Below are 16,954 nucleotides of genomic sequence, written 5' to 3'. Positions count from 1 at the left end.
ACCTTCTGATTGAAGGTCACGCCGACAGCAGGATGGCGTGCCGCTCGCTCCATGCCTTGGTGATCCCGCACGCAAGCGGCTGGATTGGCCGCATTCCCGGCTCGCGGTGCAGCAGCACGTAGATCCAGGCTCGCAGGGTGCCCCGTTCCTCAATGGAAACCTCCGTCGCCTTGCGCTTGTACAGGGTGCCTTCCCCCTCCAGCAGGTCGAGTTCGGACAGCGTGTCGCGGTCGACGCCATACAACTCGCCGGTAACGTGGAACCGACCCGGCTGCGTCACCGCCGGGAAGGCTCCCAAAGACCACAGGTCGAAGCTGCGCGCCGTCGTGGCCCCGCCCAGGAAGGTCGCCTCCTCAAGGAAATGGTGGTTGTGGAAGTCTCGCTTCAACGAGCCGTAGACGAACACCCGTTCAATCTGAGCGGTCATGCTGGTTCTCCGTCGGAAGGCTTCCCGTTCACCGCGCCGTCGCCACCCTCGGAGAGCCGAATTCCGTGCAGTTCCAGATACTCGTCAAAGCGCCGGTGGGCGATGAGCGACACGAGGTAGTGCGCGCCGAAACTGTCACCAAACCGGGGGCCGCGCTCACGGCGAAACTCGGCGAGCGTATCGCGCATGAACTGATCGAGGACCGGACGATGAGCCTCCTTCACCCCCTCGAACTCCTGTCGCCGCATCACCGCTTGCGCCCGAGCGATCTCGGTCTGCTCATCGAGCAATGGGAGAACACCCCGACGAAGATCGTTGCGAGCCTTAACCGCCTGCTCGATCCGGTCGTCGGGGGCCGATGCCTTTGGTGAAGAGGGGGGATATTGAAGTGGGCCGGAAGGTATCATGGCGATGAGTGTACCATATCGTGCCTAATCCTTCAATATTCGTCGGGAAAGGCATCCGGGCGTTGCGCTATATCACTTCAATGCCAAAACAGAGAATGCGTCTCCGCGTGGTGACAGTTCAACGACATGCCGCCGGTGTGGCGTCAGGCATTGTAAGGAGGGGAAATCGGCGACGAAAGCGTTGCGCATCCTCTTCACGCTCGAAGCGGAAGCGGCGGCCAACGTCCTCCCCATGGACACGCTTGAGCGGTTCGACGTGCCATTCGGCGTCGATGAATGTCCGGCACCAGCCCAGCCGCGCGCCATGCGCTCGCGCGAAACGGTATCCCATCGCGTCGAAGGACAGGCCGATCTGATCGACCGTGTGCGGCGTTGCCTGCCGATCCAGGTCGTTGACGAACCCTCGACGGAGGCCGTGTCGGGTGGCGATGTGGCGGGTGATTTCGGAAAGAGTCATGGGCGGTGTCCCGGTGGCTGTTTCCGGTATTTATCCGAGCGTGTCCTGCACTCCGCCGCCATAGGTTGGCGCAGACAGCCCATCCACCGGATCAGGCGGCCATGCCGACGCGCGCCGCAACGACCGAGGCGCGAACTGCACCAGCCGGTTGCACTTGCTCTTGCAGTTCCTGCGGTGGCATGCTCCAGCCGCAATTTTGGCTAATCCGGTGGCAAGGGCATGAGCGAAGCGTTTTTCGAGCGGCCGATCCTGAACTCGCCCTACGCCTACCCTGCCCGCCATTGGGAGTTGAACGCCGACGGCCAGCCGACGAACCGGATCGTCGAGCATCGCCGCCGCTCGGAACTCATCAGCCCGATCCCGAAGACCAAAAAGCGTCGCAGCCCGACCCAGGCGAACCTTGACCTCGACCGCACCGCCGACCTGACCCATGACGGGCAGGAGTACAATCCGACCCCCTACATCAACAAGATCCGCAGCGAGGTCGAATCCTGGCGGCGGCTGCCCAACCCCAACGACTGGGGCGTGACGCCGGAAACCGCCCGCCTGCTCCAGCACTGGCGCCACCATCCATTCCAGGGCGTCCGTCCCTTCTTCTGCCAGATCGAGGCGGTCGAGACCGCGATCTGGCTGACCGAGGTCGCCCCGCAGCGCGGCGAGATCTGGCAGCACATCAAGGGCGCCAACCAGCAGGCGAACCCGGACCTGCTGCGGCTGGCGTTGAAGCTCGCCACCGGCGCGGGCAAGACCACCGTCATGGCGATGCTGATCGCGTGGCAGACTGTCAACGCCGTCCGACACCCGAACGCCAAGTCCTTCTCGCGCGGCTTCCTGATCGTCGCCCCCGGCATCACCATCCGTGACCGGCTGCGCGTGCTGCTGCCGAACGACCCGGAGAGCTATTACCGCAATCGTGAGATCGTACCCGGCGACATGCTGGCCGACATCGAGCGGGCCAAGATCGTTATTACGAACTACCACGCCTTCAAGCGGCGTGAGCGCCTGGACGTCTCCAAGGTCGGTCGCGCGCTGCTGAAGGGGCGCGGCCCCGATCTGGACACGCTGGAAACCGAAGGCCAGATGATCCAGCGCGTGATGCCGGACCTGATGGGCCTGAAATCCATCGTCGTGCTGAACGACGAGGCCCACCACTGCTACCGCGAGAAACCCCCGGAAGAGGGCGGCACCGATGGCGTCGCCGCGCTGAAAGGCGACGAGAAGGACGAGGCCAAGCGCAACAACGAGGCCGCCCGTCTGTGGATTTCCGGGCTGGAGACGGTCAAGCGCAAGCTGGGCCTGCGCGCCGTCTACGACCTGTCGGCCACGCCCTTTTTCCTGAATGGCTCCGGGTATGCCGAGGGAACCCTGTTCCCCTGGACGGTCAGCGACTTTTCGCTGATGGACGCCATCGAGTCCGGCATCGTCAAGCTGCCCCGCGTGCCGGTGGCCGACAACATCCCCGGCGCCGACGTGCCGAAGTTCCGCGACCTGTGGACCCACATCGGCAAGCGCATGCCCAAGGCCGGGCGCGGCGCTGGCAAGACGCTCGACCCGCTGGCGATCCCGGTGGAGCTTCAGACCGCGCTGGAAGCGCTCTACGGCCATTACGCCAAGACCTTCGATTTGTGGGAACAGGCGGGGATCGGCGTGCCGCCGGTCTTCATCGTCGTTTGCAACAACACCGCCACCTCGAAGCTGGTGCATGATTACATCTCCGGCTTCCACCGGCCCAACCCCGATGGTTCGGAGGCGTTGGAGAACGGGCGTCTGCCCCTGTTCCGCAATTTCGACGAGTTCGGCAACCGGCTGGCCCGGCCACGCACCCTGCTGATCGACAGCGAGCAGTTGGAATCGGGCGAGGCGCTGGACAAGGATTTTCGCGCCATGGCGGGCGACGAGATCGAGCGGTTCCGCCGCGAGATCGTCGAACGCACCGGCGACATCCGTAGGGGGGAGGCGATCACCGACCAAGACCTTCTGCGCGAGGTGATGAACACCGTCGGCAAGAAGGGCAAGCTCGGCGAGTCGATCCGCTGCGTCGTCTCCGTCTCCATGCTGACCGAGGGGTGGGACACCAACACCGTCACCCATGTTTTGGGCGTGCGCGCCTTCGGCACGCAGTTGCTCTGCGAACAGGTGGTCGGCCGCGCCCTGCGGCGCCAGTCCTACGACCTGAACGGCGAAGGGCTGTTCAATGTCGAATACGCCGACGTGCTCGGCGTGCCCTTCAACTTCAACGCCAAGCCGGTCATCGCCCCGCCCGCCAAACCGCGCGAGACGGTGACGGTCCAGGCGGTCCGCCCCGACCGCGACGCGCTGGAAATCACCTTCCCCCGCGTCGAGGGCTACCGCGTCGAACTGCCGGAGGAGCGGCTAACCGCCGCCTTCGGCCCGGACTCGGTGCTCGACCTCAACCCCGATCTGGTTGGCCCGTCCGTCACCAAGAACCAGGGCATCATCGGCGAGGGCGTGGACCTGACCGTCGCCCATCTGGAGGACATGCGCCAGTCCACCATCCTGTTCCATCTGGCCCGCCACCTGCTGTTCCAGAAATTCCGCGATCCGGGCGCCGAGCCGAAGCTCCACCTGTTCGGCCAGTTGAAGCGGATCACCAAGCAGTGGCTCGACGGTGGCTATCTGCGCTGCACCGGCGGCACCTATCCGGCGCAGGTGATCTACCGGGAGATCGCCGACATGGCGGCGGAGCGGATCACCGCCGCCATCACGCTGGCGCATGTCGGCGACCGGCCGGTCAAGGCGGTGCTCGACAGCTACAACCCCAAAGGCTCCACCGCCTTCGTCAGCTTCACAACGTCCAAGACCACGCGCTGGCAGACCGACCCGCGCAAATGTCACATCAATTGGGTGGTCTGCGACAGCGATTGGGAGGCGGAACTGTGTCGGGTGGTGGAAGCCCATCCGCGCGTCCTGTCCTATGTCAAGAACCACGTCCTGGGTTTCGAGGTGCCGTATCGCCACGGCTCCACCCCGCGCCGCTACCTGCCGGACTTCATCGTCCGCATCGACGACGGGCGCGGCGCGCAAGACCCGCTGAACCTGATCGTCGAGGTGAAGGGCTATCGCGGCGAGGACGCCAAGGACAAGGCGGACACCATGCGCGCCTATTGGGTGCCGGGGGTGAACAATTTGGGCAGCTTCGGCCGCTGGGCCTTCGTCGAGTTCACCGCCGTCTATGAGATGGAAACAGCGTTCGCGGCGCTGGTCGAATCGGTCGGCCGGACGGAGATGGCGTAACCATGCAGCACGAAATGGTGGCAATTCGGGCCGAACTTTCACATGGCGATTGCCGCACGCGGATTCCCGCGCTATATGTGACTCACATCCGCCCCTTGGGAGTAGGCCTGCTCGATGATTCAGAGCGTGCGCCGAAACCCTGGGGCTTTTGTTTTTCCGGCATCGTCGGCGCGCTGTCCACCGGAGCTTCCCGGTCATGAGCCTGCGCCGAATCGCCATTCTGATCGACGGCGGCTACTTCTTGAAGCGCCTGCCGAAGATCGTTCCCCCGCACAATTGCGACACGCCGGAACGGGTGCTGACCTGCATCAAATGGATGTGCCGGACCCACATCCGCATGCTGACCGGCTATGACGGAAAGCTGTGGCAGCAGCATCTTTACCGGATCTACTTCTATGATGCCTCTCCGTACACCGGGCAGGCTCACCATCCGCTGATGAACCGCCAGATCGATTTCGGACAGAGCGATCTGGCGACCTTCCGCAAGGGGCTGTTCGACGGGTTGCGCCGTCAGCGCAAGATGGCCCTGCGGTTGGGAAGCGTCATCCGCGACGGCGATTGGACGGTGACCGGCAACAAATCGCGCAAGCTGCTGGCGACGCGCGCGTGGTTAACCTGATGACACCCACCCTAATCCCGGATCATGTCGAACGCATCGCCCGTGAAGTGGTCGACAGTGGATTTCGGGTCCATTCGGCGCTTGGGCCGGGACTTCTGGAATCGGCTTATGAACATTGCCTTGCCCATGAAATCGGAAAGCGTGGCATTACCGTGCGGCGACAGGTTCCTATGCCGATCCGGTACGATGGCGAGGAGTTGGACGCTGGCTATCGGATCGACCTTCTGGTTGGAGACAGCGTCATCGTCGAGGTCAAGGCGGCAGAGGGGCTGTTGCCGATCCACGAGGCGCAGCTTCTCACCTACATGCGTTTGTCTGGCGTCCGGTTGGGACTGCTGATGACCTTCAACGTCAAGCTTTTCAAGAACGGCATCAAGCGTATGGTGCTGTGAAGAGGGGATTAAACACGAAGGCCACAAATATCACAAAGAATGAAAAATCTTAGCGCCCTTCGTGATCTTCGTGTTTCATATCGTAAATGCTGAGTGGGGATTAAACACGAAGGCCACAAAGATCACGAAGAATAAGAAATCTTGGTGCCCTTCGTGGTCTTCGTGTTTCATAACGGGAATCGAACATGGCCGAAAAGAAGATCGAGACCATCCGTCACACCGACGCCAAGCGGCGGCTGATCCCGACGGCGGAGTTGCAGTCGGTGATGGACGAGGCCGACAAGGCGCCCGTGCGCGTCGCCTATGAACGGCGCAACCGCGATCTCGATCCGCAACTGGTGTGGCGCGGCAAGGATGACCAGGATTGGTCGGACCTGATCGTCCAGGCCCCGCCGCTCTACATCCAGGAGAAGGTTCATCCGAAGGTTCTGATCGAAGACCTGAAGCGCGAAACCCGCGCGCGGGCAGACGCGAACAAGCCCAAGGGGAGCAATTTCGACCTGTTCGCCGATTTCAACGGCCTGCCCGCCAAGGATGTGGCGACCGAGTTCTACCGGCACGACTCCAATTGGACCAACCGCATGGTGCTGGGCGACAGCCTTGCCGTGATGGCGAGCCTCGCGGAGCGCGAGGGGCTGCGCGGCAAGGTCCAGTGCATCTATTTCGACCCGCCCTATGGCATCAAGTTCAACAGCAATTTCCAGTGGTCCACCACCAGCCGCGACGTGAAGGACGGCAACAAGGACCACATCACCCGCGAGCCGGAGCAGGTGCGCGCCTTCCGCGACACATGGCGCGACGGCATCCACTCCTACCTGACCTATCTGCGCGACCGCCTGACCGTCGCCCGCGACCTGCTGACCGACAGCGGCTCGATCTTCGTCCAGATCGGCGACGAGAACGTGCATCGCGTGCGGGCGCTGATGGACGAGGTGTTTGGGGATGAGAATTGTGTCACAACAATTATCTACCGCACTACAGGAAATCAAAAAGGCGGCACGCTTGAGCCAATCTGCGATTATATTCTATTTTATTCAAAAAATTCTAGTTCTGTAAAATATAGATCTCTGTTTATAGAAAAAGAAGATGATTACGAAGAAAACGCGAATCCGCTGACTGGGGGTGGTACGTTCGCTACACAGGTATTTACCATTGAATATCAAGGGCGCGAATTCAAACCTGCGAAAAATAATAGCTGGAAGACTGCAAGAATTGGGATTGATCGTCTCATAAAATCTGATAGGCTATTGCCAAAAGAAAGCAGCATTAGATATAGAGCGTTTCGTTCAGATTTCGGGTATGCGCCACAGACTAATGTGTGGCTTGATTCGATGGGTACGCGAGATAAAACTTATGTAGTTCAAACAAACGAGAAAATTATTCAACGCTGCATCCTGATGGCGACCGACCCCGGCGACCTCGTGCTTGATCCCACCTGCGGGTCGGGGACGACGGCCTATGTCGCCGAGCAGTGGGGGCGGCGATGGATCACCATCGACACCTCGCGGGTGGCGCTGGCGCTGGCCCGCGCCCGCATCATGGGCGCGCGCTATCCCTATTACCTGCTGGCCGACAGCCGCGAGGGCCAGATCAAGGAAGGCGAGATCACCCGCACCCCGCCCAAGGACGCCCCCACGCGCGGCGACATCCGCCTGGGCTTCGTCTATGACCGGGTGCCCCACATCACCCTGAAATCCATCGCCAACAACGCCGAGATCGACGTGATCTGGGAGGAGGCGCAGAAGACCATCGCCCCCCTTCTTCGTGATCTTGGTGCGCTTTGTGTTTCAACCAACGCCTCAAACACCAAGACCACAAAGGACACGCAGACGCTCGAAGAATGGGAGGTTCCGCGCGAACCGGATCCCAACTGGCCCGACGCGGCGAAACGGCTGCACGCCGAGTTCTGGGCCGCCCGCATCAAGCGCCAGCGCGACATCGACGCCTCAATCGCCGCCAAGGCGGAGTTCGAGTATCTTTACGACAAGCCCTATGTCGACAAGGACAAGGTCCGCGTCGCCGGTCCCTTCACGGTGGAAAGCCTGTCGCCGCACCGCGTGTTGGCGGTGGATGAGGACGACGAACTGGTCGACCTGCTCGACGCGGCGGAAGGCAAGCGCAAGCCGTCCGACCTCGCACCCGACGACTTCGCGGCGATGATCCTCGACAATCTGCGGGCCGCCGGGGTGCAGCAGGCGCACAAGCAGGACCGCATCGCCTTCACATCGCTGACCCCCTGGCCGGGCGACTTCATCGCCGCCGAGGGCCGCTACATGGAGGGCGAGCGCGAACGCCGCGCGGGCATCCTGATCGGGCCGGAGTTCGGCACGGTGTCGCGCGCCGATCTGGTGGCGGCAGCCCGCGAAGCGGGCGACGCCGGGTTTGACGTGGTGGTGGCCTGCGCCTTCAACTACGACGCCCAATCCGCCGATTTCGAGAAGCTGGGCCGTATCCCGGTGCTGAAGGCGCGGATGAACCCCGACCTGCACATGGGCGGCGACCTCAAGACGACGGGATCGGGCAACCTGTTCGTCGTGTTCGGCGAACCCGACCTTGACATCCTGAAGGACGCCGATGGCCGCCTGCGGGTGAAGATCAAGGGCATCGACGTCTTCCACCCCTCCACCGGCGAGATCGAATCGGGCGGCCCCGACACCATTGCCGTCTGGTTCATCGACACCGATTACAACGAGGAGAGCTTCTTCGTCCGCCACGCCTATTTTTTGGGCGCGTCCGACCCGTACAAATCCCTGCGCACGACCCTGAAGGCGGAAATCGACGCCGAAGCCTGGGCGTCCCTGAACAGCGACACCAGCCGCCCCTTTGACAAACCGTCGTCCGGCCGCATCGCGGTGAAGGTCATCAACCACCTGGGCGACGAGGTGATGAAAGTGTTCTCGGTGGGGTGAGGGGGGTGAAACACGAAGATCACGAAGACCACCAAGATTGTTTTGTTCTTTGTGATCTTCGTGGTCTTGGTGGTTGAACAAGGGAACATCGGCATGACCCGGCAGCCTTGGCGAGACGATCAGGAGGTGGCGGTCTGGCTTCATGCCGCGCGGATCGTCGGCCGGGACGGCTGGCATCTGGAGGAAAGCACCCAGGACGCGGACGGTTTCCGGGCAGCGCTGGCGCAACGCGGCGTGGCGGTGGCCGAACTGGTCGAAATCGAACGCTGGACGCTCCGTGTCCCGGCGGACGAACCGTTCACGCCCAAGAACTGCTTTCATGGCACCGCCTACCGCGCGGGCTGGGGGCATGACGCGGCGGCGGATTGCTGGCACGCCCCCCATGAACGCGACCGGCGCTTTCCCGGCCCGACCATCGCCGTGGACCGGCTGGACGTGACCTATGCGCTGCCCGAATTCGGCTGGATCGACACCACGATCCGGGCCGGGGAGTGCGTCATCGCGTTCTCGATGAGCGAGGTTTTCGATCCCATTCCCGCCCTTCTCGACTGGCTGGAGCGGTTGGCCGGGGGCAGCTTTGGCCGCATCTCCATGGATGTCGAGGGGTGGTATGTGGATTTCCATGGATTCCCCGAGGGCGACCGCGTCCGCTTTGTCGTGGAGGAGGGGGGATATGGTCGGGCGATGACGCTGGACATCCGCATCGACCGCATCGCCCTGCTGGCGGGCCTCTATTGCCCGCTGGTGACGCTGTGGGAAAGCGATGCGTTCGCCTGCGCCCACATGCATTGGACGTTCGCCTCGACCGAACGCGACGCCTGGGATGCCGAGTGGGAAGACCTCACGGACGACACCGACCCGGTGCGTCTCACCCCCACGCCGATCCGCTCCCCCCGCATCGACGCGGTGTTGCGGGCGGCGGGGCGGGACTGGTGACGCGACCGACAGGAAACGTCCTATCCGCTTCCATGGCGGCGAAAGGCCGCAAGAATTAAACCAAAAGGAGTGCATGGCGCAGGGGAAATGACTTAGACGCCGTCGCGCTGTGGATCGCCGAACGTTTGGGGGATGGTGTCGCGGCGGATGAGATCGCAGTCTTCGTGCGCTCGGATGCTGAGTTGAAGCGCGCCCGTGCAGCCGTGGCGGAGGCGGGGGCGGATGTGCTGGTGGGCACCATGCATGAGGCGAAGGGGTTGGAGTTCTGCGCGGTGGTGGTCATGGCCTGCGATGACGAGGTGATCCCCTCGCAGCAGCGCATCGCCGCCGTTGCCGACGCTGCCGATCTGGAGGATGTCTACGACACCGAACGGCACCTGTTGTGCGTCGCCTGCACGCGCGCCTGCGACGAACTGCTGGTCACCGGAGTCGATCCGGCGTCGGAGTTTCTGATGGACATGGTGGGTGACGGTGGCCGGTAGGTAGGGTGCCCATCGGCATATGGGCCGTGGCACGTTCGGCCCTGATGTGCCACGGCGTGTGCCATGGCGTTGGACGCGGGCAAAAAAACCGCCGCTAACCCATTGGATTAGCGGCGAGTTGAACAGGGAGGCTTCACGTCTGGGAGACGCTGGGTCGGGAGACCCAACCCCGGAGGGGATGCCCCCGGGACGAAACATCGAATGCTGCGTCGCAACATCCAATGATCGAAATTTGACCACTTCCCTGCCAAGTTTCCAGGCAAAAATACAGAAAACTACCATGCGCGTCGCGCATGGCTTGCAGAGGTCTGAATCTGCGAACAAAAATGCCGAAACCAACCCGGCGGACGTTGGAAAGACGTCGGCGCTGGGTTGATTTCGGCAATGCTGTTGCCATGGGGGCGAAAAGGCGGAGGATCAGAAGGGCGTCTCTGCCACTTTTTTGACCAGAAAGTCGCGGAAGACCGCGATGCGCTTGGAATGGCGCAATTCTTCGGCATACACGAAATAGGCGTCCACCTTCGGCCCATCCACGTCGGGCAGAACGCGCACCAGATCCTTGGCTTGGCCATCGACCAGGAAGTCGGGCAGGGCGGCGACGCCCAGGCCGCTTTCGACCGCGCGGTAGATGGCGTAGACGCTGTTGACCTGAAGGATCGGGCGGCGGGCCGCCGACGGCTCGCCCACATCCATGATCCAGTTGACGTTCGGGATCGGCGCCCGCACGTCCGGCGGGTAGGCGATGATGTCGTGGCTGTCCAGATCGTTCGGCAGCTTCGGCGTCCCGCGTTTCTTCAGGTAGCTCGGGCTGGCGTAGAGGTGGAAGCGGATCGACATCAGATGACGCTGGATCAGGTCGGGCTGGCGCGGCGTGTTCATGCGGATGGCGATATCCGCCTCGCGCATGGCCAAATCCAGCTCGTCGTCGTCGATCAGCAGCGTCAGTTGGATGTCGGGGTAGATCGACATGAATTCGTTGATGCGCGGCGTCAGCCAGGTCGATCCGAAGGCGACCGTCGTCGTCACCCGCAACGGCCCTTTGGGATGCTCCCGGCTTTCGGTCAGCATCGCCTCGGTCATCGAGAGTTTGGCGAAGACGTCGCGGGCGGTGCGGTGCAGCAACTCGCCCTGTTCGGTGAGGATGAGGCCACGGGCGTGCCGGTGGAACAGGGGAACGCCCAGGCTTTCCTCAAGCGCGCTGATTTGTCGGCTGACGGCCGACTGGCTGAGGTTCAGGGTCTCACCGGCGTGCGTGAAGCTGCCGGCTTCGGCCACCGCATGGAAGACGCGAAGCTTGTCCCAATCCATCATACTGTCCCGCTCTCGCGCGCGATGACGGAGAGCCTCCCATTTTTTGAAGGCGGCGCATAGCCGCCATGCATCTTTATAGCGGGAACGCGCCCGGAACGCACGCTCTACCGCGCGGGATTCGCACGAAAATTAATCATGATCGCCGGAGTTATTCTCATCCGAACCCGCAACCTTTACAGAATTGCCGAGCGTTGGGCCAACTGTCGCCGCGATGAGAAATGTGGGGGCGAAATCCGACCGACTCAGTCCGCCGCGTCGGTCAGGCGGGGTTTGGCGGCGTTGTCGTTGCCGATTCGGTGGCCGCTGATCTCCGCCCCGGCGTCGGCGGGCAGGCGCCAGAAAAACAGGCTGGAGACGCAGGCCAGCGTTCCGACGACGGCGAAGGCGGGAACGAAGGCCGCCGCGTTCAACGGTCCGCCGCTCCACAGCAGGGTCAGATGCAGGGCGCTGGCCCCCACCGCGACGCCCAGGCTGAGCGAGACCTGTTGCATCACCAGGGCCAGCGTGTTGGCGCGGCTGGTCTTGTCGCTGGGAACCTCGGCGTAGGTCAGGCTGTTGATGCCGGTGAATTGCAGGGAGCGGAAAAAGCCGCCCGCCAGCAAGGCCGCCAAAATCAGCGCGTGCGGCGTGTCGGGGCGGAAGGCGCCATAGCCCGCCAGAATGACGCCGCTGACCAGGGCGTTGACCATCAGCACGCGGCGGAACCCGGCGCGGCGCAGGATCGGCCCGGCCAGCGCCTTCATCGTCAAGGCCCCCGCCGCCCCGGCGAAGGTCAGCGCGCCGGATTCAAAGGCGCTGAGGCCAAAGCCGATTTGCAGCATCACCGGCACCAGAAACGGAACCGCGCCGATGCCGACGCGGAACAGCGTCCCGCCGAAGATCGACGCCGCGTAGGTCGGCAGGCGCAGCAGGGAGGGGTCGAGCACCGGGCGCTCCACCCGGCGGGCGTGGCGCAGATAAAGCAGGCTGGCGGTCAACGCCGCCGCCAACAGGGCGGCCACCGCCAACGGCGGCAGCAGGTCGCGCCCGACATTCTCAAAACCAAACAGGAAGGTGGCGAGCGCGACGCCGCTCAAGGCGAAACCAACGCCGTCGAAGGGATCGCGGCGCTCCTCGCGATGGTTGGGAATCAGGCTCAGGACCAGGCCAAGCCCCAACAGGCCGATGGGGATGTTGATGAAGAAGATCCAGCGCCAGGAGGCGTAGGTGCTGATGACCCCGCCCACCAGCGGCCCCAGCGCCGGGCCGATCAGCGCGGGCAACGTCATCCGCGCCATGGCGGCGACCAGTTGGTCTTTCGGCACGCTGCGCAGCAGGATCAACCGCCCGACCGGCACCATCATCGCCCCGCCGATCCCCTGGAGGACGCGGGCGGCGACCAGTTCCGCCAAGCCGTTGGACAGGCCGCACAGCACCGACCCGGCGATGAACACCGCGATGGCCGAGGCGAACACCGTCCGCGCCCCGAAACGGTCCGCCGCCCAGCCGCTGAGCGGCAAGAATACCGCCAAAGCCAGCATGTAGGAGGTCATGGCCAGACTGAGATGCAACGGATCCTCGCCCAGCGACCGCGCGATGTCGGGAAGCGCGGTGGCGATCACCGTCGCGTCCAAATTCTCCATGAACAAGGCGCAGGCGACGATCAGCGGAATGACGCGGGGGGAGGCGGCGCGGGGCATGGCGGGGAGACCGACGGCAACGGAGCGTTGTTTCCCAATCTGAGGCGATTCGCCGCAATGACCATCGCCGATGCCATGACCCAGACATGCGCGCACGCGGTGGATAATGGGGGCGATGCCGCTGGTCGGCGAGGGTGCTTGAGGGAAAACGAGCATGTTCAATTTTAAGAATTTAACCGCAAAATTACACAATTTATATCAACTATGACAACAAAAAACACAATTTAATGCATTGACTATAGGCGCATTATCTCGTCTTTTTGGTAAAACATGACGCATCAATCGACTTTTGATTGGCGATACCGCCAATGAAAATGCCGCAACAATCTTCATCTGGAGCATAATATGCCGCAAGAAATCATCACAACGACCGAAATGACTGAAAAAAGGCCTTCTATTGTTTTTGGTAAAGATCAAAATATCCTGGTTTGGACTGGGATGGACTATGCAATAAACATATCATCTTCTCCGATGGATACGTTTGATTTTAAAAGCTCGCCGACAAAATTTAAAACATACAAAGATCCCACTTTGGTTATGTTTCCAACTGGAGACAGTGGGTACCTGTTCTGGACCGGAACAACAAAAATTGATGATGGCTATCAAATTCTCTACGCAGAGGTGAAGAGAGACGCCAATGGCAAGTTGGTTCTGGATGACCGCAGCACGGAGTTGACGTCCGCCATCAGTCTGGATGGGATCATCGCGGCGACGCTGACCACCCAGAATGGGCAGTTGGTCATCAACCTGGCATGGCGGAACCAGCACAAGCATGTGTGTCTGACCCAGATCCAGCCTTGGAAAAAAATCATGCCCACTTGGTCGCAGACCCAGCTTGACCAGAAGGCAAACGCCGGCCCCGCCCTTGCCACCATCGGCGGTCGTCCAATCATGGCCTATTTTGACGACAACAAGCACCTCAACATCGTGCTCGCGCCAAAGAACACGATCAATTTCGATCTCCATAACAAGGTAATATTCAAAGATATATCAAGCAACTATGCGCCGGCCATCGTCATTCAGTCTGTTGGCATTGGGTATGTTTTTTGGGTTGGCGCTTCTGATGCGAAACTGAACTATCACCAGATTGGCATGGATGCTCGTGGCGAGGTTGTCATGAACACTCAGGTCGAAGGCAGCGGCGTTATCAAGGACGCCAGTGCCGCCGCAGCCCCGTCCGCCAGAATGGTCGCCCGTCAGACGGACGGCCAGCATGCGGCGCTGTTGCAGGTTGTTTGGACACAAAGCGGCTCACGATACATCAAAATCGCGGAGTTCGAGCCGCACTACACCGCGTTGACCTGAGCCAGGGAATCCGTTTGGCCCGGCTTGCGCCGGGTCAAACGGGGGGTGGCCAAACAGGGCGGCGGTCAGCGGCCTTTGAAGACGGGTTTGCGTTTGTCCAGGAAGGCGCGATAGCCCTCGCGGAAATCCTCCGTGCCGAAACACTCGTAACATTCGGCGATCTCGGCCTCGGTCAACGGCGCCGGGTTGGACAGGCGGTGGACGAAGCGTTTGTGCAGCGTGGCGGCCAGCGGCGCGCCAGCGGCGATTCGGTCGCAGGTCGCGACGATTTCGCTTTCAAAATCGTCGTTGGACACGATGCGGTGGACCAGCCGCTTGTCCTTGGCTTCGGCGGCGTCGAACACGCGGCCTTCCAGCAGGATCTCCATCGCGGCGGGGCCACCGGCGATGTCGTGGACCAGCTTCAGTTCCGGCAGGGCCATGGAAATGCCCAACCGGCTGACCGGCACGCCGAAACGGCTGTTGTCGGTGCAAATCCGCAGATCGCAGGCCAACGCCAGAGCCAGCCCGATGCCGCAGCACGGCCCGTTGATCGCGGCGATCACGGGATGGCGCAAGCGGCGCAGCCCGTCCAACCCCTCGTCCATCAAAACGCCGTAGGCGGCGCCCTGCTCCGGGCTGTTGCGTTCGCTTTCAAATTCGGAAATGTCGGCGCCGGGACTGAAGGACCGCCCGCCCGTCCCGCGCATCACGACGACACGGACGGACTCGTCGGCCTCCAACGCCGCCAAATGGCCGATCAGGTCATGCCACATCGGCTTGTCGACGGCGTTCAGCTTGTCGGGGTTGGTGAGGGTGAGGGTTGCGACCACGCCCTCGCGGTTCAAGGTGACGGCGCCGACCATGCGGTGTTCCTCCATGCGTTCCCGTATGGACGGCTGACCACACGGGACGGGGCGGCGTCAAGGGGGATGTCGATGCGGTTTGGTTGGGTAAACCTTGCCCCCTCCCTAACCCTCCCCCGCCAAGGCGGGAGAGGGGATGAACGGCGCTTTTCCATAAGGCCCCCTCTCCCGCGAAGCGGGGGAGGGCTGGGGAGGGGGCAAGGCTTGCCCCCTACTTCCTTCGCTGAAACAAAACCTTGCCCTCGGCGCGGGGCAGCAGGCGGATGGCGTAGGGGCTGGTCTGGGTCAGCGCCACCGCCTCGGTTGGGCCGGGCACCCGCTCGTGGTAGCCGACGCGCAGGCCGCCCTCCACCGTCTGGGCGCCGTCGATGACGACGCCGAACCCGGCGCTGTCGCGCGGGCCGAGGAAGACCGCCGCCGCCATGCGGTCGCCGGGCAGGCTGACCGGCGCGGCCTCGCCCACCCGCGCCCACAGGTCGTTCCACTCCTGGGCGGTGCGGGCGACGATCTGGGCGCGTTCGGCGGCAAGGCTGCGGTCGCCCCGCCAATAGGTTCCGGCGGGGGCGTCGGCGGGAACGACGAGATCCGCGCCGCGATCCGATCCACTGGTTTGACAGGCGGTCAAGGACAGCGCGCCGAGCAACAGAAGGGGGAAGGAGCGGCGGCGGATCATGCGGGTCAGGCGCTCCGGGGCAGCAGCGTTTCGACCAGGGCAGCCCAATAGCTGGCCCCGGTGGTCAAAATCGCGTCGTTGAAATCATAATGCGGGTTGTGCAGGCGGCAGCCCGGCCCGTTGTGCCCGCCATGGCCAAGCCAGATGTAGGCGCCGGGCCGCTGCTGAAGCATGTAGCCGAAATCCTCCGCCGCCATGGTCGGCGGCGGCGCCCAGACGACGTTGTCCGATCCCACCACCTGGGCGGCGATCTCGGCGGCGCGGCGGGCTTCCGGCTCGGTGTTGATGGTGGCGGGGTAGCCGCCGGGGCGGATGTTCACCACCGCCTTCGCGCCGAACCCCTCGGCGATGCCGCTGGCCAGATGGGCGAGCTGGGTCTTGATGCGGCTGCGCGTCTGTTCGGAAAAGGTCCGCATGGTGCCGCGCAGCGCCGCGCTGTCGGGGATGACGTTGTAGGCGGTTCCGGCGTCCACCACGGTGATCGACAAAACGGCGCTGTCGGCGGGGTCGGTGCCCCGGCTGATGAGGCTTTGCGCCGCCGTGACGATGTGGGCGGCGACCAGAACCGGGTCGACGCCCCGGTGCGGCATGGCGGCGTGCGCGCCGTGGCCGCTGACGATGATTTCAAACTGGTCGGCGGCGGCCATCACCGGGCCGGGATGGACGGCGATCTTGCCCGCCGCCAGTTCCGGCCAATTGTGCAGGCCATAGACCTGCTCGCAGTCGAATTGCTCGAACAGCCCGTCCTCGATCATCTTGCGGCCGCCGCCCTGGCCTTCCTCGGCGGGTTGGAAGATGAAGTGGATGGTTCCGTCGAAATTGCGGGTTTCCGCCAGATAGCGGGCCGCCCCCAGCAGCATGGTGGTGTGGCCGTCATGGCCGCAGGCGTGCATCTTGCCGGGATGGCGCGAGGCGTAATCGAACTCGTTCGCCTCCGGCATCGGCAGGGCGTCCATGTCGGCGCGCAGGCCGATGGCGCGCCCGCTGCCGGTTTCCAACCCTTTCAGGGTGCCGACGACGCCGGTTTTGGCCAGACCGCGATGCACCGTGATGTTGCCGAACTCCGCCAGCTTGGCGGCGACGATGTCGGAGGTGCGGTTTTCCTCGAACCCCAATTCGGGGTGGGCGTGGATGTCGCGCCGCCATGCGGTCATGTCGGTCTGGAGCGCGGCGATCTTGTCGATGATGGGCATGTCTCGAAACGCTTCTTTTTCGGATTCTTGTGTGGGTAAGGCCCGGTTTTCAGGCGGGCGCAGG

At 63.1% G+C, this 16,954-nt stretch carries 16 protein-coding genes; 8 read left to right on the top strand and 8 right to left on the bottom strand.

The genetic code is table 11. From position 1 onward, the window contains the following. Window positions 1-16 precede the first annotated feature (16 nt). The 3 genes from ACODS4_RS08540 to ACODS4_RS08530 all read right to left on the bottom strand — a co-directional run bounded on the left by ACODS4_RS08540 (window position 17) and on the right by ACODS4_RS08530 (window position 1,291). Window positions 17-427, bottom strand: a complete 411-nt coding sequence (locus tag ACODS4_RS08540) for a gamma-glutamylcyclotransferase family protein (RefSeq protein WP_488862634.1) — start codon at window positions 425-427, stop codon at window positions 17-19. Continuing rightward, window positions 424-717: a hypothetical protein gene (locus ACODS4_RS08535; RefSeq protein WP_488862632.1), complete on the bottom strand. Its 294-nt coding sequence runs from the start codon at window positions 715-717 to the stop codon at window positions 424-426. The genes ACODS4_RS08540 and ACODS4_RS08535 overlap by 4 nt, the downstream gene beginning before the upstream one ends. Window positions 718-952: 235 nt before the next feature. Then, on the bottom strand, window positions 953-1,291 hold the full coding sequence (locus ACODS4_RS08530; protein WP_488862630.1) for a hypothetical protein: 339 nt from the start codon (window positions 1,289-1,291) through the stop codon (window positions 953-955). A gap of 219 nt (window positions 1,292-1,510) precedes the next feature. Between ACODS4_RS08530 and ACODS4_RS08525 the strand changes: the two genes are divergently transcribed. The 7 genes from ACODS4_RS08525 (at window position 1,511) to ACODS4_RS08495 (ending at window position 9,884) form a co-directional block, all read left to right on the top strand. Further along, window positions 1,511-4,546 carry a BPTD_3080 family restriction endonuclease gene (locus tag ACODS4_RS08525; protein ID WP_488862628.1) on the top strand — a complete coding sequence of 1,012 codons (3,036 nt, stop codon included), beginning with the start codon at window positions 1,511-1,513 and terminating at the stop codon, window positions 4,544-4,546. A gap of 2 nt (window positions 4,547-4,548) precedes the next feature. Next, window positions 4,549-4,746, top strand: a complete 198-nt coding sequence (locus ACODS4_RS08520) for a hypothetical protein (protein WP_488862626.1) — start codon at window positions 4,549-4,551, stop codon at window positions 4,744-4,746. Continuing rightward, on the top strand, window positions 4,743-5,165 hold the full coding sequence (locus tag ACODS4_RS08515) for a hypothetical protein (protein ID WP_488862624.1): 423 nt from the start codon (window positions 4,743-4,745) through the stop codon (window positions 5,163-5,165). Before ACODS4_RS08520 ends, ACODS4_RS08515 begins: the two co-directional genes overlap by 4 nt. Beyond that, window positions 5,165-5,557 carry a GxxExxY protein gene (locus ACODS4_RS08510; RefSeq protein WP_488862622.1) on the top strand — a complete coding sequence of 131 codons (393 nt, stop codon included), beginning with the start codon at window positions 5,165-5,167 and terminating at the stop codon, window positions 5,555-5,557. The genes ACODS4_RS08515 and ACODS4_RS08510 overlap by 1 nt, the downstream gene beginning before the upstream one ends. 185 nt (window positions 5,558-5,742) lie before the next feature. Further along, complete coding sequence (locus ACODS4_RS08505) at window positions 5,743-8,466, top strand: site-specific DNA-methyltransferase (protein ID WP_488862620.1); 2,724 nt, start codon at window positions 5,743-5,745, stop codon at window positions 8,464-8,466. Between the two features lie 93 nt (window positions 8,467-8,559). Then, window positions 8,560-9,402, top strand: coding sequence for a hypothetical protein (locus ACODS4_RS08500; protein ID WP_488862619.1), 843 nt, complete (start codon window positions 8,560-8,562; stop codon window positions 9,400-9,402). 164 nt (window positions 9,403-9,566) lie between these two features. Then, window positions 9,567-9,884: a 3'-5' exonuclease gene (locus ACODS4_RS08495; RefSeq protein WP_488862617.1), complete on the top strand. Its 318-nt coding sequence runs from the start codon at window positions 9,567-9,569 to the stop codon at window positions 9,882-9,884. 417 nt (window positions 9,885-10,301) lie between these two features. Here ACODS4_RS08495 and ACODS4_RS08490 read toward each other — a convergent pair whose 3' ends face one another. Then, on the bottom strand, window positions 10,302-11,192 hold the full coding sequence (locus ACODS4_RS08490; RefSeq protein ID WP_488862664.1) for a LysR family transcriptional regulator: 891 nt from the start codon (window positions 11,190-11,192) through the stop codon (window positions 10,302-10,304). Between the two features lie 245 nt (window positions 11,193-11,437). Further along, a complete protein-coding gene (locus ACODS4_RS08485) occupies window positions 11,438-12,874 on the bottom strand; it encodes a DHA2 family efflux MFS transporter permease subunit (RefSeq protein WP_488862615.1) in 1,437 nt (478 codons plus the stop codon). A 345-nt stretch (window positions 12,875-13,219) separates the two neighbouring features. On the opposite strand from ACODS4_RS08485, the gene ACODS4_RS08480 reads away from it, so the two are divergent. After that, window positions 13,220-14,179 carry a hypothetical protein gene (locus ACODS4_RS08480; protein ID WP_488862613.1) on the top strand — a complete coding sequence of 320 codons (960 nt, stop codon included), beginning with the start codon at window positions 13,220-13,222 and terminating at the stop codon, window positions 14,177-14,179. A 65-nt stretch (window positions 14,180-14,244) separates the two neighbouring features. On the opposite strand, the gene ACODS4_RS08475 is transcribed toward ACODS4_RS08480, so the two are convergent. From ACODS4_RS08475 to ACODS4_RS08465, 3 genes are all read right to left on the bottom strand, one after another. Beyond that, window positions 14,245-15,024: an enoyl-CoA hydratase/isomerase family protein gene (locus ACODS4_RS08475; RefSeq protein ID WP_488862611.1), complete on the bottom strand. Its 780-nt coding sequence runs from the start codon at window positions 15,022-15,024 to the stop codon at window positions 14,245-14,247. A 211-nt stretch (window positions 15,025-15,235) separates the two neighbouring features. Further along, on the bottom strand, window positions 15,236-15,697 hold the full coding sequence (locus ACODS4_RS08470; protein ID WP_488862609.1) for a protease complex subunit PrcB family protein: 462 nt from the start codon (window positions 15,695-15,697) through the stop codon (window positions 15,236-15,238). A gap of 5 nt (window positions 15,698-15,702) precedes the next feature. Continuing rightward, a complete protein-coding gene (locus tag ACODS4_RS08465; RefSeq protein WP_488862608.1) occupies window positions 15,703-16,890 on the bottom strand; it encodes a M20 aminoacylase family protein in 1,188 nt (395 codons plus the stop codon). Window positions 16,891-16,954: the final 64 nt, after the last annotated feature.

The sequence above is a fragment of the Azospirillum sp. FG154 genome, from assembly GCF_057809575.1.
This window is presented reverse-complemented; position numbering and strand designations above follow the sequence as displayed.